Genomic DNA, 22,094 nt, shown 5'->3' on the forward strand with positions numbered 1-22,094 from the left:
GAATGCAGAAAAACGCGGAGAAATTCATGAGTAGTAAAGAACAGAAAACGCCTGAGGGGCAAGCCCCTGAAGAAATTATCACGGAACAGCACGATGAAGTTGAGGCTGTAGAGCCAGACGCATCTGCTGAGCAGGTGGACCCGCGCGATGAAAAAATTGCGAATCTGGAAGCCCAGCTGGTAGAAGCACAGAATCGCGAACGCGACAGTGTTCTGCGCATCAAGGCGGAAATGGAAAACCTGCGTCGTCGTACCGAGCAGGACGTTGAGAAGGCGCACAAGTTCGCGCTGGAGAAATTCGTCAACGAACTGCTGCCGGTGATTGATAGCCTCGATCGCGCGCTGGAAGTGGCTGACAAAGCGAATCCGGACAACGCCGCAATGATCGAAGGTATCGAACTGACGCTGAAATCCATGCTCGACGTGGTGCGTAAGTTTGGCGTGGAAGTGATTGCCGATACCGACGTTCCGCTGGATCCAAACGTTCACCAGGCGATTGCGATGGTTGAATCAGAAGAGATTGAAGCCGGTAAAGTGCTGGGCGTAATGCAGAAAGGTTACACCCTGAACGGCCGTACCATTCGCGCGGCGATGGTAACCGTGGCGAAAGCGAAAGCGTAATTCGCTATCCGTAGTGCCGGGTAGCGGCGTTCGCCTTACCCGGCCTACAACCTTACTCCGCGATACTTTCGCGCAGGGGTTTAACGGGCAGGACTTTCACCTGCTTGATCATATTGTCCTGCACGTCCAGGATATCAATATCGTACTGCTCAATGCGCACCCGCGTGCCCGCGGCCGGGATCTCTTCCAGCGCTTCCAGAATCATCCCGTTAATGGTGCGAGCCTCATCTTCCGGTAAATGCCAGTTAAAGGCTTTGTTGAGTTCACGAATATTTGCGCTTCCGTCAATCAGCACCGAGCCGTCGTTTTGCGGGGTGACCTCTTCCGCGAGGGAAGGCGACATTGAGGTAGTAAAGTCCCCGACAATCTCTTCCAGAATATCTTCGACCGTCACCAGCCCCTGGATATCGCCGTACTCGTTGACCACCAGGCCGACCTTCTTCTTGTTGCGCTGGAATTTCACCAGCTGCGTGCTGAGCGGTGTTCCTTCCGGCACGTAATAAATTTCGTCGGCGGCGCGCAGCATCACCTCTTTGGTGAACTCTTTTTTCTCGGTCATCAGACGGTAGGCTTCGCGCACGCGCAGCATGCTGATGGCGTCATCCAGCGAGTCGCGGTACAGCACAATGCGCCCGTGCGGGGAGTGCGTCAGCTGGCGAACGATGGCTTTCCAGTCGTCATTGATGTCTATACCGACGATTTCGTTACGCGGCACCATGATGTCGTTCACGCTCACCTTTTCCAGATCGAGCACCGACAGGAGCATGTCCTGATTACGTCGGGAGATCTGCGAGCGGGATTCGTTCACGATGGTGCGCAGCTCCTCTTTGCTGAGCGCGCTGCTGATGGTGACGTCGGCTTTGATTCCCACCATCCGCATCAGAACGCGCGTCACCATGTTCAGCAGCCAGACCAGCGGCATCATCAGGATCTGCAGCGGTGCCAGCAGGAAGCTGCTCGGGTAGGCGACCTTCTCCGGGTAAAGCGCGGCGATGGTTTTTGGCAGCACTTCGGCAAACACCAGCACCACGAACGTCAGCACGCCGGTGGCAATCGCCACCCCGGCGTTGCCGTACAGGCGCATCCCGACGATGGTGCCGAGCGCAGAGGCCAGAATGTTGACGAGGTTGTTGCCGATGAGCACCAGGCTAATCAGGCGATCCGGCTTGCGGAGCAGTTTTTCAACGCGACGGGCGGCGCGGTTACCCTGTTTAGCACGATGACGTAACCGGTAGCGGTTCAGGGTCATCATGCCGGTTTCCGAGCCGGAGAAATAGGCGGAGATGACCACCATGACGATCAGGATAACGATCAGCGTGGTGGTTGAGATGTGTTCCAGGGGGAACTCCTTTGTTTCTTAGCCAGCAAATTGCTGTATGAAGCGGCTGCCAAAATAGGCAAGGGTGAGAATGCCCGCACCCGCGACGTTGAACCAGACCACGCGACGACCGCGCCAGCCTTCATGATAATGGCCCCATAACAGGACAATATAGACAAACCACGCGATGATGGAGAGCACCGCTTTATCGATATTCTCCACGCTGAACAGGTTCTTCATGTAAAACAGCCCGGTGCAGAGCGTGAGCGTCAGCAGCACCACGCCCACCTGGGTGATGTGGAACATCTTACGCTCAATCACCATCAGCGGCGGCATTTCATGGTTAAACGCCAGCTTTTTGTTTTTCAGCTGGTAGTCAATCCAGGCGAGCTGCATGGCATAAAGCGCGGCGATGATCAGCGTCGCGTAGGCAAAGAGCGACAGGCCGATATGCACCAGCATCCCCGGCGTCGCCTCCAGATGCGTAATGAACTCATTAGGCATAAAGGTGGCGAGGGCCAGATTGATCAGCGCGAAGGTGTAGACAATCGGCAGCAGCAGCCAGCCGCGATTTTTAGACGCGACGATGGTCATTACCGTACAGATCATCAGGCTGACCAGCGAGCCGACGTTCAGCACGCTCAGGTTTTGCACGCTGCCGTCGCCGGGGATAATGCGTGATTCCAGCGCAAAGGCGTGGCTAATCAGTGCGATCACCGCCGAAAGAATAGCCATGCGCCGCCAGCCGCTGTTTTTTTGCAGCAGTCCGGGAATAATCAGCGCGAGGCTGACAGAGTAGGCAACAAGGGCGATCAGTGCGAAAACAGGCATATAGGCATCGACAGTTGTCTTAATAAGAAAGAGAAGCAGTATAACGTTACGTGACGCCTGCTCCAACCGTTGCATAACAACAAAGGCGCCTTCATGTTATACTCCGGCAAAATTCTGTGTATGTGTCGCTCATGGCGGCCCAACGTTTCTACTCAGGCGAGAGACAATGTTTGATAATTTAACCGATCGTTTGTCGCGCACGCTGCGCAACATCAGCGGCCGCGGACGCCTTACTGAAGAGAACATCAAGGAAACGCTGCGCGAAGTGCGCATGGCGCTGCTGGAAGCAGACGTCGCGTTGCCGGTTGTTCGTGATTTTATCAACCGCGTGAAAGAGAAGGCGGTTGGTCATGAAGTTAACAAGAGCCTGACCCCGGGTCAGGAGTTCGTCAAAATCGTTCGTAACGAACTGGTTTCGGCGATGGGCGAAGAGAACCAGGTGCTTAACCTGGCCGCTCAGCCACCGGCCGTGGTGCTGATGGCGGGCCTGCAGGGTGCGGGTAAAACCACCAGCGTCGGTAAGCTGGGTAAATTCCTGCGCGAAAAGCACAAGAAGAAAGTGCTGGTGGTCTCTGCGGACGTCTATCGCCCGGCGGCGATCAAGCAGCTGGAGACCCTGGCAGAGCAGGTCGGCGTGGATTTCTTCCCGTCCGACGTGGCGCAGAAGCCTGTCGATATCGTTAACGCCGCGCTGAAAGAGGCGAAGCTGAAGTTTTACGACGTGCTGCTGGTGGATACCGCCGGTCGTCTGCACGTTGACGAAGCGATGATGGACGAGATCAAGCAGGTGCATGCCTCTATCAACCCGGTAGAGACCCTGTTTGTCGTCGACGCTATGACCGGTCAGGATGCGGCGAATACCGCGAAAGCGTTTAACGAAGCGCTACCGTTAACCGGCGTGGTGCTGACCAAAGTGGACGGTGACGCCCGCGGCGGTGCGGCCCTCTCCATTCGTCACATCACCGGTAAGCCGATCAAGTTCCTCGGCGTCGGTGAGAAAACCGAAGCGCTGGAGCCGTTCCACCCGGATCGTATTGCCTCCCGTATCCTCGGCATGGGCGACGTGCTGTCGCTGATCGAAGATATCGAGAGCAAGGTTGACCGCGCGCAGGCCGAGAAGCTGGCCAGCAAGCTGAAAAAAGGGGACGGTTTCGATCTGACTGACTTCCTTGAGCAGCTGCGTCAGATGAAAAACATGGGCGGCATGGCCAGCCTGATGGGCAAACTGCCGGGCATGGGCCAGATCCCTGACAACGTGAAAGCGCAGATGGATGACAAGGTGCTGGTGCGTATGGAGGCGATCATCAACTCGATGACGCTGAAAGAGCGCGCTAACCCGGACATCATCAGAGGTTCCCGTAAACGCCGTATCGCAGCCGGTTGCGGCATGCAGGTGCAGGACGTTAACCGCCTTCTGAAACAGTTCGACGACATGCAGCGCATGATGAAGAAAATGAAGAAAGGCGGCATGGCGAAAATGATGCGCGGCATGAAAGGGATGATGCCTCCCGGTTTTCCAGGGCGTTAATCGCTTTTGAGATTGCTTTTTGCCCGAAAATGAGTAAAATTTTCGGGCTTTTAATATGACACCCGGGCTCCGTTCCTCGATGGGGCCCGGTTGTTTTATTCACACAAGAGGATGTTATGGTAACTATTCGTTTAGCACGTCACGGCGCTAAAAAGCGTCCGTTCTACCAGGTTGTTGTGACTGACAGCCGTAATGCACGCAACGGTCGCTTCATCGAGCGCGTTGGTTTCTTCAACCCACTGGCCGCTGGCGCAGAAGAAGAAACTCGTCTGGATCTGGATCGTATCGCTCACTGGGTTGGCCAGGGCGCTACTGTTTCCGATCGCGTTGCTACGCTGATCAAAGCAGCAAACAAAGCAGCTTAATCTGTCACGGTGGTCATGATGAGCAATAAAGCACCTGTTGAACCGATCGTATTGGGAAAAATGGGTTCTTGCTACGGTATCCGTGGTTGGCTCAGAGTGTTTTCCTCCACTGAAGACGCTGATAGCATTTTTAATTACCAGCCCTGGTTTATCCAGAAAGGCGGTAAGTGGGAAGAGGTCGAGCTGGAAAGCTGGCGTCACCACAATCAGGACATCATCATCAAGCTGAAAGGCGTTGACGATCGTGATGCCGCGAATGCGCTGACTAATTGTGAAATTGTCGTGGATTCGTCGCAGTTGCCACAGCTGGAAGAGGGCGACTACTACTGGAAAGACCTTATGGGTTGCCAGGTAGTCACTACTGAAGGCTACAGCCTGGGGAAAGTCATCGATATGATGGAAACCGGGTCAAATGACGTTCTCGTCATTAAGGCAAACCTGAAAGATGCATTTGGCATCAAGGAGCGGTTGGTCCCGTTCCTCGATGGACAGGTTATCAAGAAAGTCGATCTCACTACTCAAACCATTGAAGTAGATTGGGATCCTGGTTTTTAAATTCTCCGGATAAACGGTAAAAGACGGCGCTATGTGGATTGGCATAATTAGCCTGTTTCCTGAAATGTTCCGCGCGATTACCGATTACGGGGTAACTGGCCGGGCAGTAAAGAATGGCCTGCTGAGCATCCAGAGCTGGAGTCCGCGTGACTTTACTCATGACCGGCACCGTACTGTGGACGATCGTCCTTACGGCGGCGGACCGGGGATGCTAATGATGGTGCAACCCTTACGGGACGCCATTCACACAGCAAAAGCCGCGGCAGGTGAAGGCGCAAAGGTGATTTATCTGTCACCTCAGGGACGCAAGCTTGATCAAGCGGGCGTCAGCGAACTGGCGACGAATCAAAAACTGATTCTGGTCTGTGGTCGCTACGAAGGGATAGATGAGCGCGTAATTCAAACCGAGATTGACGAAGAATGGTCTATCGGCGATTACGTTCTCAGCGGTGGTGAGTTACCCGCAATGACGCTGATTGACTCCGTCGCCCGGTTCATTCCGGGAGTACTGGGCCATGAAGCTTCGGCAACGGAAGATTCCTTTGCCGATGGGTTGCTGGACTGTCCACACTATACCCGTCCTGAAGTGTTAGAAGGGATGGAAGTCCCGGCAGTGTTACTGTCAGGAAACCATGCCGAGATACGTCGCTGGCGTTTGAAGCAGTCGCTGGGCCGAACCTGGCTTAGAAGACCTGAACTTCTGGAAAACCTGGCTCTGACTGAAGAGCAAGCAAAGTTGCTGGCCGAGTTCAAAACTGAACACGCGCAACAGCAGCATGAACATGATGGGAATGCGTAATACGCTCCCGAATATCAGTTTACCCAGGATAAGAGATTAAATTATGAGCAACATTATTAAGCAACTTGAACAAGAGCAGATGAAGCAGGACGTACCTTCCTTCCGTCCAGGTGACACCGTGGAAGTGAAAGTATGGGTTGTTGAAGGTTCCAAAAAACGTCTGCAGGCATTCGAGGGCGTGGTTATCGCTATTCGTAACCGCGGTCTGCACTCTGCATTCACTGTTCGTAAAATTTCCAACGGCGAAGGCGTTGAGCGTGTCTTCCAGACTCACTCTCCGGTAGTTGACAGCATTGCTGTTAAACGTCGTGGTGCTGTACGTAAAGCTAAACTGTACTACCTGCGTGAGCGTACTGGTAAGTCTGCTCGTATTAAAGAGCGTCTGAACTAAGATTCGCTTAAGCGACATCCTGTTAGAAAGGGCTGGCCGAAAGGCTGGCCCTTTTTTTATCCCATCGCAACTCTCGCGTTAACCCTTTTGTCATAAATCATTTACAATGCTTGCCTCTTGTATGGAGGGGAAGTGGATAACATACTGCATCAGAATAGCTGGAAACGCGCAGCGGCATTAACCGCGCTGTGCGCGATCCTGCTGATCGTGGTAGCACCCCTTATCTCCGTCTCATTGCAGAAAGATCCCATGAGCGCCATGCCGGGCATGCATCATGACATGAGCATGATGTTGATGGACGAGCATCACGGCAATATGCCACACACGATGCCTGTCGACCATGCGGAAGCGTGCGGCTACTGCGTGCTGTTAGCGCATGTCCCTGGCGTGATGCTGGCGCTCATCGTCCTGCTCAGCGTGGTGCTGCAGAGGCTTCGCGTTAAGCCGCCGCGTCAGGCGGTCAAGCACTGGCACTTCTTCCCCTGGCTTTACCCTGATACCCGCGCGCCGCCGCGGCAGTCTGCTTTTTCCCTTTAAAAATATCGATAACTTTTTGCCTTAAAAAGGAAAAGTATGACTACCTGCACCTCGCGCGCGGCATGGGGAAACCTGCTGCGTCGCCTTCATTTCTACGTTGGGCTGTTTGTCGGCCCGTTTATCTTCTTCGCCGCGCTGACCGGAACGCTGTACGTGGCGACCCCACAGCTGGAGAACGCGCTCTACCGGCACGCGCTCCACACAGATTCCGTGGGCGAGCCACATCCTCTGGCGGAACAAATCGCCCTGGCGGAAAAAACCGTTGGATCAGATTTACGTTTGCACGCCGTTCGTCCGGGGCTGGTTGAGGGCGAAACCACCCGCGTGATGTTCGCTGACCCGAAACTTGGGCCATCGGAGAACCGGGCTATCTTTATCGATCCGGTAAGCCTGACGGTGCTGGGAGATCTGACGGTATACGGCACCAGCGGGATTTTACCCCTGCGTCAGACCATTGATTACCTGCATACGTCCCTGATGCTGGGCGACATTGGGCGCCTTTACAGCGAGCTTGCGGCCTCGTGGATGTGGGTCGCCGCGCTGGGCGGTATTGCCCTGTGGTGTTATACCCGGCCCAAACGGCGGATCAACAATCGCTTCCAGAACCGGCGTCGGGTGCACGTGACGCTGGGCTGGGTTCTGCTGGGTGGAATGCTGCTGTTCTCCGCAACCGGCCTGACCTGGTCCCAGTGGGCTGGCGGAAACGTGGATAAGCTGCGTGCAGAGATGAACTGGCTCACCCCGCAGGTGAACACGACGCTATCCGGCCAACATGAGGTCATGGATGAACATGCCGAACACCGCGGTCATCACGGTGGAATGGTGATGCCCGATATGGCGATGGATTTGACGCAGTTTGACGGCGTGTTAAGCGCGGCGCGTAACGCGGGTATTGATGCCGGCAAGCTGGAGATCCGCCCGGCGAAAACGAGGGATCGCGCCTGGACCGTGACGGAAATCGATCGCAGCTGGCCGACCCAGGTGGACGCCGTGGCGGTTGATCCTCATACGATGCAGGTACTGGACAGGACCCGATTCGAGGATTTTCCGCTAATGGCAAAACTGACCCGCTGGGGCGTGGATTTCCATATGGGGATCTTATTCGGCCTCGCAAATCAGCTGCTGCTGGTTGCGTTCGGCCTCGCCCTTTGCGTGCTCATTATCTGGGGATACCGGATGTGGTGGATGCGTCGTCCGGCGCAATCGGCAGTGAGTCCGGTACAGACGCTTTGCCAGAGCTGGCTTGCCTTGTCAGTGTGGGGAAGAGGCGTTACGGTGTTAATCAGCGTACTGTTGGGACTGGCATTGCCAGTCATGGGCGTGAGTCTGGCGCTGTTTGTTCTGGTGGACTGGCTGCGCTGGCGAGCGGCAACCAGGGTGACGCTCGCCGAATCCTCCGCTAAATAGCCTTATGGCGTGCTGATTACCACTGCGACGCGGCGGTTTTCAGCGCGCCCTTGTGAGGTACTGTTGCTCGCAACCGGATATTTTTGACCTAATCCCCGCGTGGTGAGATTGCTGCGCGGGATGTTTGCCCCCTTCGCCCAGGCATCGGCCACGGCGTTGGCGCGTTTTAACGAGAGCGCTTCGTTGTAGCTCTCTTCCCCGTAGTTATCCGTGTGACCGTCCATTCGCGCGTGGGTCAGGCCGGTTTCCGCCAGGCGAGAGGCCATGGACTGGATCTGCGTTTCACTCTCCGATCGCAGCCTGGCGTCATTTTTATCAAACAGGATGGTGTCCGACATCCCAAGCGACCAGTCACCGTTCAGTTCGTTAAAACCGTAAGACTTCATCGCCGCAATTTGCTCAGGAGTGAATTTGCCTTCCGGCGGCGACTGGCAGCCTGCCAGAACCAGTGAGGCCAGTACTAAGGGCGCGAAGTAACGTTTTAACATAGTGTATCCTTTCTAACTTATTGTTTTCGTACGCTGGTTTTTAACCTGGTACATGTTGCGGTCAGCCCTCTCCAGTAATGCTTCCACGGAAGTATTTTCCCACGCCAGAGCAAAGCCAATGCTGAGTGACATCGATGCTTTTTGTCCGTTATGAAGATCAAACGGACGGATAAACTGCTGCGAAAGCGCAGCACAAATATGTTGAACCTCAAGCTCAGAGTGCACGCCGTACAGCACCATGGCAAATTCGTCACCGCCAAGACGGTAGGACTGATGACGTTTGTCGCCAAACTCCATCATCCTGCTGGCGACTTCGATCAGCACGCAGTCTCCTGCCGCGTGTCCCCAGGTGTCGTTAATAAACTTAAAATTATCACCGTCGAGGAAGAGCAGGGCCGAGTTGGTTCTGGCTGAAGGGTCATTCATTAATGCCGCAATGCTGTTACGAAACGCCGCGCGGTTGGCAAGACCGGTAAGCGGGTCGTGCATGGCGGTCCGCAACAGCTGGGCATTTTTCGCCTGAAGCTTCAGCTGCCACTCTTCCATTTCATCCAGAAGACTATTGAAGTCTTCGCCAAACTGGTGAAATTCTTCGATACGGCCGTCTTTCACCCGGCGGGAGAAATTTCGGTTCGTGCGCACGTCATGAACGACGTCGGTAATGTTCTGCAGGGCCGTGACCATTCCACGATGCAAAGACTGGGTAATGACGAGCGCGACGACGGCGGCAAAGAGAATGCAGCCGGTCAGTACGGCAAACGACGTCCAGATGAAATGGCTGATCAAACTGTCACGCGCGGTAAGGCGAATTTCGCCGATCGTTAAGCCGTTATGCATGATGGGCTGCGCAACCGGTACGGGGAAAAGCCAGCGGCTGACCAGCGCGCCCAGCGTGTCGTTGTTATCTTCCCGGGTTCCAGGACCAGTAGGCGAACCGCTTTTTATGCGCATTAATCACCTCCGCCGCGGCAAACTGCCCCTGTTTGCCCAGGGCTGCAAGCGTTTCGTTGGCCGCCAGCGAGTCGTTGAAAACCAGCGAGGCTTCCAGGCTGTGGCTCATTGTGGCGCCGGTTAATTCGAGATTCTTTTGCGCGTATTGTTTTAACGTCACAACGGAAGCAAAACAGAGCAACAGCCATATTAACGTCATCGTGATAATGACGCTTATCATGCTGTTTCGCCTCAACGTTCTTTTAAACGTCGGACGTGGCGTTGAAGTGAAATCTTTATCCATGCTGCTTATTCCGTGCCAGCATTAATACATCCGGATTGACTCTTACGCCACTGCGCGTCAATGCATCCAGGTTGACGGAGAACCGGACCTGGCCGCGATCGATCATCAGGCAAAAGGCACTGCCAATTACACATTCCGGATTTTGCTCTGAGATTAATAGCAATGCTCTGCCCTGATATTGGCTTATTAATTCAAGTTGTTTTGCCGGTGATTCAGACCCGAAATAAATCGCATCGCACGTCGCGGCCAGGGCTTCCCGATCGTTATGTACAATAGCGGGAGTATAGGGTAACTCGTTGTGCCCTTCGTCGCCGCTAAGCGCGTGCGTATAGTGAGAAGTGGCATAGATGCAGAGTTTAGGTTGCCCGGATAGTGACGGCCATCGCGTATAGCTCACAATGCCTGAGACTATCGAGCGTACCGATTTATCCGTTTCCGTGAGCATGCCTGCCGTCGCTGGGCCCACCATAATGAACAGCATTAACACCAGAGTGAGTCGGAAAAAAGAGATCAAGAATAAATTTCTCACCAGAATCCGCCACATCGCTCTGGAAATAGATGTCCTTAAGAGTTGCGGGCAGAATACCATTGTTTGTCAGAGCCGTCATTATGTCAGAAATAGCCTCAGGTCAACCTAAGCTAAATCCTACTGTTGTTTATTTTCCGGTGATTAAAAACAGACTTAATTGAGTCTGCTGGAGCGCATACTTTCATCCATCCCTTTTTGCCATGACGCACGCAGTTTTGTCGCGTTTTCGACAGTATCGCAACTGGCAGGGAAAGATTTGCCCGCTAATCCCCAGGCGTGAATAAACCCTTCTTCGCAGACTCTCTTCTGACCATCGGCATAGCCGCGAAGATATTCACTACGATCAACGTGGGTGTCGTTAAAACTATCGGCCAGGATCTGGTTATCTTTAACCGGCAGGCCATTCATGGCGTCTTCTTTACCGGCATCAAACCAGGATGGACTGGTCCAGTCGGGCTGGAAGGTATAAGGATTGATCTGGCAGCCCGTTAAAAACAGCGACAACAGCGTGAGAGCAATTGAACGCATAGCCATTCTCCTTTTTACTTCAGCATAGCCTGGCTTAAGAAAGTATGTCTGTAATTTAAACTTTACGTTTTTGACGGCTGATTTTTGCAATAAACTGGCAACTGTAAAGAAATGTGTGCGTATTTTGGATTGAAATGTTTACTTTTTATGGTATCGTGGTTTCACCTCATTGAGGAAAACAACTATCGCAAACGAGCTTTACAGGATCGCCATCATGCAAAAAGACGCGCTGAACAACGTACATATCACTGACGAACAGGTTTTAATTACTCCGGATCAGCTGAAAGCAGAATTTCCGCTGAGCGTCGCGCAGGAGGCTCAGATTGAGCACTCGCGCCAGACCATTTCTGACATCATCGCCGGCCGCGATCCGCGCCTGCTGGTGGTGTGTGGTCCTTGCTCTATTCACGATCCTGAAACCGCCATTGAGTACGCTCGTCGATTTAAAGCATTAGCGGAGGAGGTCAGCGATAGCCTCTACCTCGTGATGCGCGTCTATTTTGAGAAGCCACGTACTACCGTTGGCTGGAAAGGGTTGATTAACGATCCGCACATGGATGGCTCGTTTGATGTGGAAGCAGGCCTGAAAATTGCGCGTCGCCTGCTGGTGGAGCTGGTCAGCATGGGCCTGCCGCTGGCAACCGAAGCGCTGGATCCGAACAGCCCGCAATACCTTGGCGATCTGTTCAGCTGGTCCGCGATTGGCGCGCGTACCACGGAATCACAAACCCACCGCGAGATGGCGTCTGGCCTGTCGATGCCGGTTGGTTTTAAAAACGGTACCGATGGCAGCCTGGCGACGGCGATCAACGCCATGCGCGCGGCCGCCATGCCGCACCGTTTCGTCGGTATCAACCAGGCGGGCCAGGTCTGCCTCCTGCAAACGCAGGGTAACCCGGACGGGCACGTGATCCTGCGCGGCGGGAAAGCCCCGAACTACAGTCCGGCGGACGTGGCGCAGTGTGAAAAAGAGATGGAGCAGGCGGGACTGCGCCCGGCACTGATGGTAGATTGCAGTCATGGTAATTCGAATAAAGATTACCGTCGTCAGCCTGCGGTTGCGGAATCCGTGGTCGCCCAGATCAAAGATGGCAACCGTTCGATTATCGGTCTAATGATTGAGAGCAATATTCATGAAGGCAATCAATCATCTGAACAACCGCGCAGTGCCATGAAGCACGGTGTCTCCGTGACGGATGCCTGCATCAGCTGGGAAACCACCGATGCACTGCTGCGTGAGATCCATAAAGATTTAAGCGGCCAGCTGGCGACGCGTCTGGCTTAAGAGGGTAGTTATGGTTGCTGAATTGACCGCACTGCGCGATCAAATTGATGAAGTGGATAAGGCGCTGCTGGATCTGCTGGCGCGCCGCATGGCGCTGGTTGCCGAAGTCGGTGAGGTGAAAAGCAAATACGGCCTGCCGATTTACGTCCCGGAGCGCGAAGCCTCAATGCTGGCCTCCCGTCGCAAAGAGGCGCAGGCGCTGGGCGTTTCGCCGGATTTGATTGAGGATGTTCTGCGTCGCGTGATGCGGGAATCCTATTCCAGCGAAAACGACAAGGGCTTCAAAACCCTTTGCCCGACCCTGCGTCCGGTGGTGATTGTCGGCGGGGCAGGACAGATGGGGCGTCTGTTTGAAAAAATGCTGACGCTTTCTGGCTATCAGGTGCGCATTCTGGAAAAAGAGGACTGGGCGCAGGCGCCGGAACTCATGAAAGATGCCGGGATGGTTATCGTCAGCGTGCCGATCCACGTGACGGAGCAGATCGTCGGGAAGCTTCCTCCTTTACCGAAAGACTGTATCCTGGTGGATCTGGCCTCCGTCAAAAATGGTCCGCTGCAGGCAATGCTGGCTGCGCATACCGGGCCGGTGCTGGGCCTGCACCCGATGTTTGGTCCGGACAGCGGCAGCCTGGCTAAGCAGGTGGTGGTTTACTGCGACGGTCGTCAGCCGGAAGCCTATCAGTGGTTCCTGGAACAGATTCAGGTATGGGGCGCGCGACTGCACCGCATCAGCGCGGTTGAGCACGACCAGAACATGGCGTTCATTCAGGCGCTGCGCCACTTTGCCACGTTTGCCTACGGCCTGCATCTGGCGGAAGAGAACGTGCAGCTTGAACAGCTGCTGGCGCTCTCTTCACCTATCTATCGTCTGGAGCTGGCGATGGTTGGGCGTCTGTTCGCGCAGGATCCGCAGCTGTACGCGGACATTATTATGTCCTCCGAAAACAACCTGGCACTGATCAAGCGCTACTATCAGCGCTTTGGAGAAGCCATTACGCTGCTTGAGCACGGAGACAAGCAGGCGTTTATCGACAGCTTCCGCAAGGTCGAGCACTGGTTTGGCGATTATGCGCAGCGTTTCCAGAATGAGAGCCGGACGTTGTTGCGCCAGGCAAATGACAGTCGCCAGTAATGCGATGATGTATATACTGAAAGCCAGCAATGCTGGCTTTTTTCATTTTGGGGAACTGTCATGGCTGAACCGCAGCTGCTGTTGAATTACACCGGGCATTTGCCTGAATGCCCGACGTGGAGCGCCGAAGAGCAGGCGCTCTACTGGGCCGATATTCTGGAAGGCGAGATCCACCGCTACCATCTGCCGACGGCGGAACACACCGTACTCTCTTTCCACGAGGACGTGGGGTGTTTCGCGCTGCGTGAGCAGGGTGGTTTTATCGTTGCGATGCGAACGGGTATCTGGCTGACCGATAAACACGGCCTGCTGCGCCGCAAGGTGTGTGATAACCCCTCTAACCCGCAGCTGGCGCGTTTTAACGATGGAGGCACCGATCACCTGGGTCGCTTCTATGCGGGCACGTTCTGGGGGCCGGGAGATTACAACGGCGCCCTGCTGATGCGCATCGACAACGACCTGACGCCGAAGGTGATCCAGTGCGATATCCACGGGCACAACGGCTTAGCGTTTAGCCCGGATAAGCAATGGATGTTTACCTCAGATACGCCAAACGGTGTGATCTACCGTACCCCGCTTGATGAGCAGGGCGAACCGGGTAAGCGAGAGGTGTTTCGTCAGTTTAAAGAGGGCGAGGGGATACCGGACGGCGCGGCGATGGATGTGGAAGGCTGTTACTGGAGCGCGCTGTTTGACGGCTGGCGCATCGCGCGTTTTTCACCGCAAGGGGAGCAGCTGGAAGAGTATCGCATGCCGGTGCGTTGCCCGACGATGGTCTGCTTTGGCGGCGATGATATGAAAACGCTTTTTATTACCACCACGCGGGAAAATATGGATGCGGAGGAAGTGGCGAAATATCCGCTCTCCGGCGCCATCTTCACCCTGCCGATGAGCGTGGCAGGGATGAAGAAAAGCCGTTTTATCGAACGTTAGATTGGATCGACCGGGACGACGTTTTCGCTCGGGTAACAGCCCAGCACCTTCATGGAACGCGTGATCTCGCCCAGCTCGCGCAGGGCTTTCTGCATGGAAGCAGACTCCAGGTTGGCCTGGATATCAAGGTAGAACATCTCTTCCCACGGGTTACCGTGGATTGGGCGCGATTCCAGCCGGGTCATGATCAGGTTGTGATTACGCAGTACCAGCAGAGCTTCAACCAGCGCACCGGCCTGTTGGCCGGTGGCCATCAGCAGCGTGGTCTTGGCCGGTACCTGGTCAGACACATTGATTGCCTTGCGGGCCAGCACCACGAAGCGGGTAATATTTTGCGTCTGGTTCGCCAGGTTGCGTTCCAGCACCTGTAAACCATACAGCGCGCCGCCCGCTTCGCTGCCCAGCGCCGCAACGGTGGGGGAGTTCGCCTGGGCGACTTTTTCCATCGCCGCCGAGGTGCTTTCGGTGTACTCAATTTTCCAGTTCGGATAGCGGTTCAGGAACTGGCTGCACTGCTGGAACGGCTGCGGGTGGCTGTAGACCATTTCGATCGTGTTCAGGTCCGTTGAACCGGAGACCAGCACGCAGTGATCGATAGGGATCGTCAGCTCGCCGACCAGCGACAGGCTGGTGTGCTGCAGCAAATCGTAGACGTCGTTGATGGCGCCGGAGCTGGTGTTTTCAATCGGCACCACGGCGTAATCCGCCTGGCCGGTCTCGACCTGGTTAAAAATGTCGGCAAACTTCGCGCAGCCGCTTTCAATAAATTCTTCGAAATGGCGAGCGGCATACTGACGTGCGGCCAGGTGAGAATAGGAGCCCTTTGGCCCGAGGAAAGCGATACGCGCAGAGTGCGGATTGGTTTTATTGAGATGCTGCTGGAGTAGCGCTTGCTGGGTCAGAACGGAGTCTTCGATGATGAGCTGGAACAACCGAGTGATGTAATGGGCATCGAGATGATGCGCTTTGCCGAGCTGAATGAGACGTTCCAGCAGATCCCGCTCGCGGTCGATATCACGGACCGGACGATGGGAGTCCAGCTTGGCTTTACCCACTTCAACGGCAAGGGCGCGGCGTTCGGCCAGCAGCGCCAGCAGTTTCTCATCCAGCGCGCTGATTTTTACGCGCAGATCCAGTAACGGGTTTTCCGGTGTCATAGTGTTGCCTGTCTCATCTTATCGTTATCAATAAAAAAGGCCCCCCGGTGTGGGAGGCCTTGTTGTTCGTCTTCGCATTCTTTATCACACGACGAAACGCCTCCCGTTCAGGGGAAGGTAAAAAAGAATGCGAAGAAGAACGGCGTAAGTTTCATAAAGTCATCCTGTGAGTGATACCGTTAAAGTACCCGTACTGTTTTCACCCTGTCAATAAAAAACAAAAAACGCGCCCGAAGGCGCGTTGGCGGTACACTCAATTTAAAGGATTACTCTTCTTCAACTTCTTCCGCGAAGCTGGCGTCTTTCACCGACGTTGTGGCGCGACGGGCTTCACCTTTGTGTTGCACTTTATTGAGCTGCCGTTCCAGCTTGTTGATCAAATCGTTAATTGCGGTGTACATATCCTCATGTTTTGCGCTGGCGACCAGGTGGCCGTTTGGAGTATTGATAGTTGCGTCAGCGATGAAACCCTGCGGCTCCTTGGACAGGATGATATGTGGATTAATCAAATGTGTTTGCCATTTATCCAGTTTGGCGAGACGGTCTGCGACGTGCTGGCGAATTGCCGGAGTAATTTCCATTTGTTTACTGGTAATGTTCATTGTCATAAATTTTACCTCTTGTCTTTCCGTCTTGGTGATTCCAGCATACCCGACCTAATGTCAAAATGTGTGATTTAGATCACGTTATTTTGTCGGTTTTTGTCAGGGAATCTTTTTTGTGAGGCAGGGCAGGAAGAGGTGAGATTTACCTTGTAGAAGGCAAAAATTGAGGCCATAGTTGACTGGATGTGTTGAGGCTAACGCGCTTCAGCGACGCTCAGAAACGAATAAAAAAACGGCAGCCTTCGGGCTGCCGTTTTGCATTGAGGCAAAATCAGGTGTTGCTGCTGTTCGCGGCGATGATTTTCGCCACTTTTTCAGCCTGAGCGGTCATCTGCATCTGACGGTAAGCATTTTCCATCAGCTTCAGGCCGTCGCGCGTAGCCTGAGTATCCGGGTAATCACGCAGCATACCTTCTACGCGGTTAACCACGGCAACCCATGCGCCACGGCGGGTATAGTAGTCCGCCACGGAGTATTCATATTTCGCCAGACGATCTTTCAGGAACACCAGACGCTTGGTGGCGTCGGTCACGTACTGGCTGTTTGGATAGCCGCGCACCAGTTTAGAGAAGTCATTGAAGGCGTCACGCGCATGCTGCGGGTCACGGTCGGAACGATCCACACCGAAGAAGCCCTGCAGCGCACTGTCATCCAGCGCCATGTTGGTGAGGCCGCGCATGTACATCACGTAGTCGATGTTAGGATGAGTCGGGTTCAGACGCATGAAACGATCGATGGTTGCCTGAGCCAGCGGCAGATCGGCATTTTTATAGTATGCGTAGATGAGATCTAACTGTACCTGCTGCGAATACGGACCAAATGGATAGCGATTATCCAACGCTTCCAGTTGCGTTATCGCCTGTTTCCAGTTACCGTCCTGCAACTTTTGTTGTGCAGTCGCATAGATTTCATTCGGCGGATTGTCAGGGACCTGTTCATTTGAACCGGAGCAGCCCACCAAAGCCAGGCTCAACGTGGCCGCTGCCACCAGATATTTCATGCGCGTCATGACGTTTTGACTTTCCTCAAATGTTTGTCCGGGAGAAACTCTGTTCCTGCTCCCGATTAAGACCAGCTACAATAGCACACTATATTAAACGGCAAAGCCGTAAAACCCAACGTTAAACGAAGAAGCAGTTTATGGCACAACGAGTAGAACTCACCGCAACAGTCTCCGAAAATCAGCTCGGTCAACGCTTAGATCAGGCTTTGGCCGAATTGTTCCCTGATTATTCGCGTTCACGCATAAAAGAATGGATCCTTGACCAGCGCGTGATGGTAAACGGCAAGATCTGGGACAAACCAAAAGAGAAAGTGTTAGGTGGGGAAGCTGTCGCCATCAATGCTGAAATCGAAGAGGAAATCCGCTTCGAGCCGCAGGATATCCCACTGGACATCGTCTATGAAGATGATGACATTCTGGTGATCAACAAGCCGCGCGACCTGGTAGTTCATCCGGGCGCAGGAAACCCTGACGGTACGGTACTTAACGCACTTCTCCATTACTATCCGCCGATCGCGGATGTCCCGCGCGCGGGCATCGTGCACCGTCTGGATAAAGACACTACCGGTCTGATGGTGGTGGCGAAGACCGTTCCTGCTCAGACACGTCTGGTGGAGTCGCTGCAGCTGCGCGAAATCACCCGTGAGTATGAAGCGGTAGCCATTGGGCATATGACTTCTGGCGGGACGGTGGAAGAGCCCATTAGCCGTCACCCAACCAAGCGTACCCATATGTCGGTGCATCCGATGGGTAAACCGGCGGTGACGCATTACCGCATTATGGAGCACTTCCGTATTCATACGCGCCTGCGTCTGCGTCTGGAGACCGGACGTACCCACCAGATCCGCGTGCATATGGCCCACATTACCCATCCGCTGGTGGGGGATCAGGTCTACGGTGGTCGTCCGCGTCCGCCTAAAGGCGCGTCGGATGAGTTCATCAGCGTATTGCGTAAATTCGAACGTCAGGCGCTGCACGCGACCATGCTGCGTCTTTATCACCCTATTACCGGTATTCAGATGGAGTGGCATGCGCCTATCCCACAGGATATGGTGGACCTTATTGACGCTATGCGTGCTGATTTCGAAGAACATAAGGATCAAGTGGACTGGTTATGACCAAACTGATTGTCCCGGAGTGGCCACTGCCTGTCGGCGTGGCTGCCTGCAGTTCAACCCGCACTGGCGGTGTGAGCCAGGGCGCGTGGGCGTCGTTGAACCTCGGCGCACACTGTGGCGATAACCTGGAACACGTGGAAGAGAACCGCAGGCGTCTGTTTGCAGCGGGGAACCTGCCGTCGAAACCGGTCTGGCTGGAACAGGTTCATGGCAAGGCGGTGCTGAAGTTGACGGGAGAGCCCTATGCTTCCAAACGCGCTGATGCCTCTTACAGCAATACGCCGGGAACCGTTTGTGCCGTAATGACCGCCGATTGTCTGCCAGTGCTGTTCTGCAACCGTGCAGGCACCGAGGTGGCTGCAGCGCACGCGGGCTGGCGTGGACTGTGTGAAGGCGTGCTGGAAGAAACCGTCGCCTGCTTTAAGGATGAGCCCGCCAATATTATGGCCTGGCTTGGCCCGGCCATTGGCCCTCGCGCTTTTGAAGTGGGGCCGGAAGTTCGCGAAGCCTTTATGGAAAAAGATCCGCAAGCGGTGGACGCCTTCCTGCCTTCGGGGGATAAATATCTGGCCGATATTTACCAGCTCGCCCGCCAGCGCCTGAACCGCGTCGGCGTGACGCAGATCTTCGGCGGCGATCGCTGCACCTTCACCGAAAAGGGTGATTTTTTCTCTTATCGCCGCGACAAGACGACGGGCCGTATGGCAAGTTTCATTTGGCTGATATAACCTAAAGAATCAAGACGATCCGGCACGTGCCGTTTTCTTTTCACATAATTCAGGTCATTAACCTTGAATAATTGAGGGATGACCTCATTTAATCTCCAGTAGCAAATTTGACCTGTTATGGGAGGAGTTATGCGTCTGGATCGTCTTACTAATAAATTCCAGCTTGCTCTCGCCGATGCCCAGTCCCTCGCACTGGGGCACGACAACCAATTTATCGAACCTCTTCATCTAATGAGCGCCTTGCTGAATCAGGAAGGGGGATCGGTACGTCCTTTATTAACGTCCGCTGGCATTAATGCTGGCCAGTTACGCACCGCTATCGATCAGGCGCTGAGCCGTTTACCGCAGGTCGAAGGGACCGGCGGCGACGTTCAGCCGTCGCAGGATCTGGTGCGCGTCCTGAACCTTTGCGACAAGCTGGCGCAAAAACGTGGGGACAATTTTATTTCGTCAGAGCTGTTTGTTCTGGCGGCGCTTGAATCACGCGGTACCTTGACCGACCTGCTGAAATCTGCCGGTGCGACCACCGCCAATGTGACTCAGGCGATTGAGAACATGCGCGGAGGTGAAAGCGTGAACGATCAGGGAGCCGAAGACCAACGTCAGGCTTTGAAGAAATTTACGGTCGATCTGACCGAGCGTGCTGAACAGGGCAAACTTGACCCGGTGATCGGCCGTGATGAAGAAATCCGCCGTACCATTCAGGTACTGCAACGTCGTACCAAGAACAACCCGGTACTGATAGGTGAACCGGGTGTCGGTAAAACAGCCATCGTTGAAGGGCTGGCGCAGCGTATTGTGAACGGTGAAGTGCCGGAAGGCCTGAAAGGCCGCCGCGTACTGGCGCTGGACATGGGCGCGCTGGTGGCCGGTGCGAAATACCGCGGTGAGTTTGAAGAGCGTCTGAAAGGCGTGCTGAACGATCTGGCGAAACAGGAAGGTAACGTCATCCTGTTTATCGACGAGCTGCACACCATGGTCGGTGCCGGTAAGGCAGACGGCGCAATGGATGCCGGGAACATGCTGAAACCTGCACTGGCGCGCGGTGAACTTCACTGCGTCGGTGCCACCACGCTGGATGAGTACCGTCAGTACATTGAGAAAGATGCTGCGCTGGAACGTCGTTTCCAGAAAGTGTTTGTTGCCGAGCCAAGCGTTGAAGATACCATCGCGATCCTGCGTGGTCTGAAAGAGCGCTATGAACTGCACCACCATGTGCAGATCACCGACCCGGCCATCGTTGCGGCGGCGACGCTTTCGCATCGTTATATTGCTGACCGTCAGCTGCCGGATAAAGCCATCGACCTGATTGATGAAGCGGCGTCGAGCATTCGTATGCAGATTGACTCGAAGCCGGAAGAGCTGGATCGACTCGACCGACGCATCATTCAGCTCAAGCTGGAACAGCAGGCGCTGAAGAAAGAGTCTGATGAAGCCAGTAAGAAACGTCTCGATATGCTCAATGAAGAGCTGGACGATAAAGAGCGCCAGTATTCTGAGCTTGAGGAAGAGTGGAAAGCCGAGAAAGCCTCCCTTTCCGGTACGCAGACCATTAAAGCTGAACTCGAACAGGCAAAAATTGCCATTGAGCAGGCGCGACGCGTGGGTGACCTGGCGCGGATGTCAGAGCTGCAGTATGGCAAAATCCCTGAGCTGGAAAAACAGCTTGAGATTGCGACGCAGTCAGAAGGGAAAACGATGCGTCTGTTACGTAATAAAGTGACGGATGCCGAGATTGCGGAAGTGCTTGCCCGCTGGACCGGTATTCCCGTGGCGCGCATGCTGGAAGGTGAGCGTGAAAAACTGCTGCGCATGGAGAACGATCTCCACAATCGTGTGATTGGCCAGAACGAAGCGGTTGAAGCGGTTTCGAATGCTATTCGTCGTAGTCGTGCAGGGCTGTCCGATCCGAACCGTCCGATTGGTTCATTCCTGTTCCTGGGGCCGACGGGTGTCGGTAAAACCGAGCTGTGCAAAGCGCTGGCTAACTTTATGTTCGACAGCGACGATGCGATGGTGCGTATCGACATGTCCGAGTTTATGGAGAAACACTCCGTCTCGCGTCTGGTCGGGGCGCCTCCTGGATATGTGGGTTATGAAGAAGGTGGGTACCTGACAGAAGCGGTGCGCCGTCGTCCTTATTCCGTCATCCTGCTGGATGAGGTGGAAAAAGCGCATCCGGATGTGTTCAACATTCTGCTTCAGGTGCTGGATGATGGGCGTCTGACCGACGGGCAGGGGAGAACGGTCGACTTCCGTAATACGGTTGTCATTATGACGTCGAACCTGGGTTCCGATTTGATTCAGGAACGTTTCGGTGAACTGGACTACAGCCACATGAAGGATCTGGTGCTGGGTGTGGTAAGCCATAACTTCCGTCCGGAGTTCATCAACCGTATTGATGAAGTGGTGGTATTCCATCCTCTGGGTGAGAAACACATCGCGTCGATTGCGCAGATTCAGCTGCAGCGTCTGTACAAACGTCTGGAAGAGCGTGGATACGAAATTCACATCTCCGACGATGCGCTGAAACTGCTGAGTAAGAATGGTTACGATCCGGTGTACGGTGCGCGTCCATTGAAACGTGCTATCCAGCAGCAGATCGAAAACCCGCTGGCGCAGCAGATCCTCTCCGGGGAACTGGTTCCTGGTAAAATTATCCGTCTGGAAGTCAACGACGATCGCATTGTGGCAGTGCAGTAAGTCACAAAACGCAAAAACGAGCCGCTTGCGGCTCGTTTTTGTTTAAAAAACAGGCGAAAATTGAGGTCTGGAGTGAAGTTTGCCTGGAAAGTGAGCAGTCAGTAAATAATTTTCACTTTATCCTTGCAGGTTCGGAATTACTCCCTATAATGCGCCTCCACTGACACGGAACAACGGCACACACGCCGCCGGGTCAGCAGAAAATAGCGAAAATAAACGCTTGACTCTGAAGCGGGAAAGCGTAATATGCACACCCCGCGCCGCAGCGAAAACGAAGCGGCACTGCTCTTTAACAATTTA

The 22,094-nt window shown here is 54.4% G+C and carries 23 protein-coding genes, 1 pseudogene and 1 other annotated feature; of the genes and pseudogenes, 14 read left to right on the forward strand and 10 right to left on the reverse strand.

The features are described 5' to 3' along the window. Positions 1-26 precede the first annotated feature (26 nt). On the forward strand, positions 27-620 hold the full coding sequence (gene grpE / locus ACOTXF_RS20655) for a nucleotide exchange factor GrpE (RefSeq protein WP_008502499.1): 594 nt from the start codon (positions 27-29) through the stop codon (positions 618-620). Positions 621-672: 52 nt separating this feature from the next. Here grpE and ACOTXF_RS20660 read toward each other — a convergent pair whose 3' ends face one another. Together ACOTXF_RS20660 and ACOTXF_RS20665 are read right to left on the reverse strand one after the other, a co-directional pair. Next, positions 673-1,959, reverse strand: a complete 1,287-nt coding sequence (locus ACOTXF_RS20660; protein ID WP_025759264.1) for an HlyC/CorC family transporter — start codon at positions 1,957-1,959, stop codon at positions 673-675. Between the two features lie 18 nt (positions 1,960-1,977). Next, positions 1,978-2,769, reverse strand: a complete 792-nt coding sequence (locus ACOTXF_RS20665; protein ID WP_032623031.1) for a cytochrome C assembly family protein — start codon at positions 2,767-2,769, stop codon at positions 1,978-1,980. Positions 2,770-2,935: 166 nt separating this feature from the next. Between ACOTXF_RS20665 and ffh the strand changes: the two genes are divergently transcribed. The 7 genes from ffh (at position 2,936) to ACOTXF_RS20700 (ending at position 8,351) form a co-directional block, all read left to right on the forward strand. Next, the gene (gene ffh, locus ACOTXF_RS20670) at positions 2,936-4,297 is read left to right on the forward strand and encodes a signal recognition particle protein (RefSeq protein WP_047747232.1); all 1,362 of its coding nucleotides are present in this window, start codon (positions 2,936-2,938) and stop codon (positions 4,295-4,297) included. Between the two features lie 116 nt (positions 4,298-4,413). Then, on the forward strand, positions 4,414-4,662 hold the full coding sequence (rpsP, locus tag ACOTXF_RS20675) for a 30S ribosomal protein S16 (protein WP_003863133.1): 249 nt from the start codon (positions 4,414-4,416) through the stop codon (positions 4,660-4,662). A gap of 15 nt (positions 4,663-4,677) precedes the next feature. Then, positions 4,678-5,217 (forward strand): ribosome maturation factor RimM, encoded by a 540-nt coding sequence (gene rimM / locus ACOTXF_RS20680; RefSeq protein WP_021241995.1) that lies wholly within the window; start codon positions 4,678-4,680, stop codon positions 5,215-5,217. 31 nt (positions 5,218-5,248) lie between these two features. Further along, positions 5,249-6,016, forward strand: coding sequence for a tRNA (guanosine(37)-N1)-methyltransferase TrmD (trmD, locus tag ACOTXF_RS20685; RefSeq protein ID WP_008502493.1), 768 nt, complete (start codon positions 5,249-5,251; stop codon positions 6,014-6,016). A 43-nt stretch (positions 6,017-6,059) separates the two neighbouring features. Beyond that, positions 6,060-6,407, forward strand: a complete 348-nt coding sequence (rplS, locus tag ACOTXF_RS20690; protein ID WP_002914145.1) for a 50S ribosomal protein L19 — start codon at positions 6,060-6,062, stop codon at positions 6,405-6,407. A 132-nt stretch (positions 6,408-6,539) separates the two neighbouring features. After that, positions 6,540-6,944, forward strand: coding sequence for a DUF2946 domain-containing protein (locus tag ACOTXF_RS20695; RefSeq protein WP_047747231.1), 405 nt, complete (start codon positions 6,540-6,542; stop codon positions 6,942-6,944). Between the two features lie 36 nt (positions 6,945-6,980). After that, positions 6,981-8,351 (forward strand): PepSY-associated TM helix domain-containing protein, encoded by a 1,371-nt coding sequence (locus ACOTXF_RS20700; protein WP_047747228.1) that lies wholly within the window; start codon positions 6,981-6,983, stop codon positions 8,349-8,351. Positions 8,352-8,353: 2 nt separating this feature from the next. Here ACOTXF_RS20700 and ACOTXF_RS20705 read toward each other — a convergent pair whose 3' ends face one another. The 4 genes and pseudogenes from ACOTXF_RS20705 to ACOTXF_RS20720 form a co-directional block, all read right to left on the reverse strand. After that, the gene (locus ACOTXF_RS20705; protein WP_008502478.1) at positions 8,354-8,839 is read right to left on the reverse strand and encodes an OmpA family protein; all 486 of its coding nucleotides are present in this window, start codon (positions 8,837-8,839) and stop codon (positions 8,354-8,356) included. Positions 8,840-8,851: 12 nt separating this feature from the next. Beyond that, a pseudogene (gene dgcN, locus ACOTXF_RS20710) lies at positions 8,852-10,073 on the reverse strand (diguanylate cyclase DgcN). Next, entirely contained in the window at positions 10,066-10,617 is a 552-nt protein-coding gene (locus ACOTXF_RS20715) for a YfiR family protein (RefSeq protein WP_169809168.1), read from the reverse strand. Before ACOTXF_RS20715 ends, dgcN begins: the two are co-directional and overlap by 8 nt. A 138-nt stretch (positions 10,618-10,755) precedes the next feature. After that, on the reverse strand, positions 10,756-11,130 hold the full coding sequence (locus ACOTXF_RS20720) for a DUF2799 domain-containing protein (RefSeq protein WP_047747221.1): 375 nt from the start codon (positions 11,128-11,130) through the stop codon (positions 10,756-10,758). A 214-nt stretch (positions 11,131-11,344) separates the two neighbouring features. Here ACOTXF_RS20720 and aroF point away from each other — a divergent pair, with 214 nt between their 5' ends. The 3 genes from aroF to ACOTXF_RS20735 are packed head-to-tail and all read left to right on the forward strand — an operon-like array spanning position 11,345 to position 14,480. Next, positions 11,345-12,415 carry a 3-deoxy-7-phosphoheptulonate synthase AroF gene (gene aroF / locus ACOTXF_RS20725; protein WP_008502474.1) on the forward strand — a complete coding sequence of 357 codons (1,071 nt, stop codon included), beginning with the start codon at positions 11,345-11,347 and terminating at the stop codon, positions 12,413-12,415. A gap of 10 nt (positions 12,416-12,425) precedes the next feature. Further along, the gene (gene tyrA, locus ACOTXF_RS20730; protein ID WP_008502473.1) at positions 12,426-13,547 is read left to right on the forward strand and encodes a bifunctional chorismate mutase/prephenate dehydrogenase; all 1,122 of its coding nucleotides are present in this window, start codon (positions 12,426-12,428) and stop codon (positions 13,545-13,547) included. 60 nt (positions 13,548-13,607) lie between these two features. Continuing rightward, entirely contained in the window at positions 13,608-14,480 is an 873-nt protein-coding gene (locus ACOTXF_RS20735; protein WP_047747218.1) for an SMP-30/gluconolactonase/LRE family protein, read from the forward strand. Here the strand turns inward: ACOTXF_RS20735 and pheA are convergent. From pheA to bamD, 4 genes are all read right to left on the reverse strand, one after another. Then, positions 14,477-15,637, reverse strand: coding sequence for a bifunctional chorismate mutase/prephenate dehydratase (gene pheA, locus ACOTXF_RS20740; RefSeq protein WP_047747217.1), 1,161 nt, complete (start codon positions 15,635-15,637; stop codon positions 14,477-14,479). The genes ACOTXF_RS20735 and pheA overlap by 4 nt on opposite strands. Before the next feature lie 30 nt (positions 15,638-15,667). After that, positions 15,668-15,793 (reverse strand) — a sequence feature (Phe leader region). Further along, positions 15,745-15,792 (reverse strand): pheA operon leader peptide PheL, encoded by a 48-nt coding sequence (gene pheL, locus ACOTXF_RS20745; RefSeq protein WP_100249759.1) that lies wholly within the window; start codon positions 15,790-15,792, stop codon positions 15,745-15,747. (Overlaps the previous feature by 48 nt.) Before the next feature lie 110 nt (positions 15,794-15,903). Next, positions 15,904-16,245 carry a ribosome-associated translation inhibitor RaiA gene (gene raiA, locus ACOTXF_RS20750; RefSeq protein WP_008502470.1) on the reverse strand — a complete coding sequence of 114 codons (342 nt, stop codon included), beginning with the start codon at positions 16,243-16,245 and terminating at the stop codon, positions 15,904-15,906. 268 nt (positions 16,246-16,513) lie between these two features. Continuing rightward, positions 16,514-17,251, reverse strand: a complete 738-nt coding sequence (gene bamD, locus ACOTXF_RS20755) for an outer membrane protein assembly factor BamD (protein WP_008502469.1) — start codon at positions 17,249-17,251, stop codon at positions 16,514-16,516. A 131-nt stretch (positions 17,252-17,382) separates the two neighbouring features. Between bamD and rluD the strand changes: the two genes are divergently transcribed. From rluD to clpB, 3 genes are all read left to right on the forward strand, one after another. Further along, complete coding sequence (gene rluD, locus ACOTXF_RS20760; protein WP_232927075.1) at positions 17,383-18,363, forward strand: 23S rRNA pseudouridine(1911/1915/1917) synthase RluD; 981 nt, start codon at positions 17,383-17,385, stop codon at positions 18,361-18,363. After that, positions 18,360-19,091, forward strand: a complete 732-nt coding sequence (gene yfiH / locus ACOTXF_RS20765; RefSeq protein WP_045417532.1) for a purine nucleoside phosphorylase YfiH — start codon at positions 18,360-18,362, stop codon at positions 19,089-19,091. Before rluD ends, yfiH begins: the two co-directional genes overlap by 4 nt. A gap of 129 nt (positions 19,092-19,220) precedes the next feature. After that, a complete protein-coding gene (gene clpB, locus ACOTXF_RS20770; RefSeq protein WP_023325892.1) occupies positions 19,221-21,794 on the forward strand; it encodes an ATP-dependent chaperone ClpB in 2,574 nt (857 codons plus the stop codon). Positions 21,795-22,094 lie beyond the last annotated feature (300 nt).

Source organism: Enterobacter cloacae complex sp. IR53041 (assembly GCF_049238285.1).
GTDB classification, from domain to species: domain Bacteria; phylum Pseudomonadota; class Gammaproteobacteria; order Enterobacterales; family Enterobacteriaceae; genus Enterobacter; species Enterobacter roggenkampii.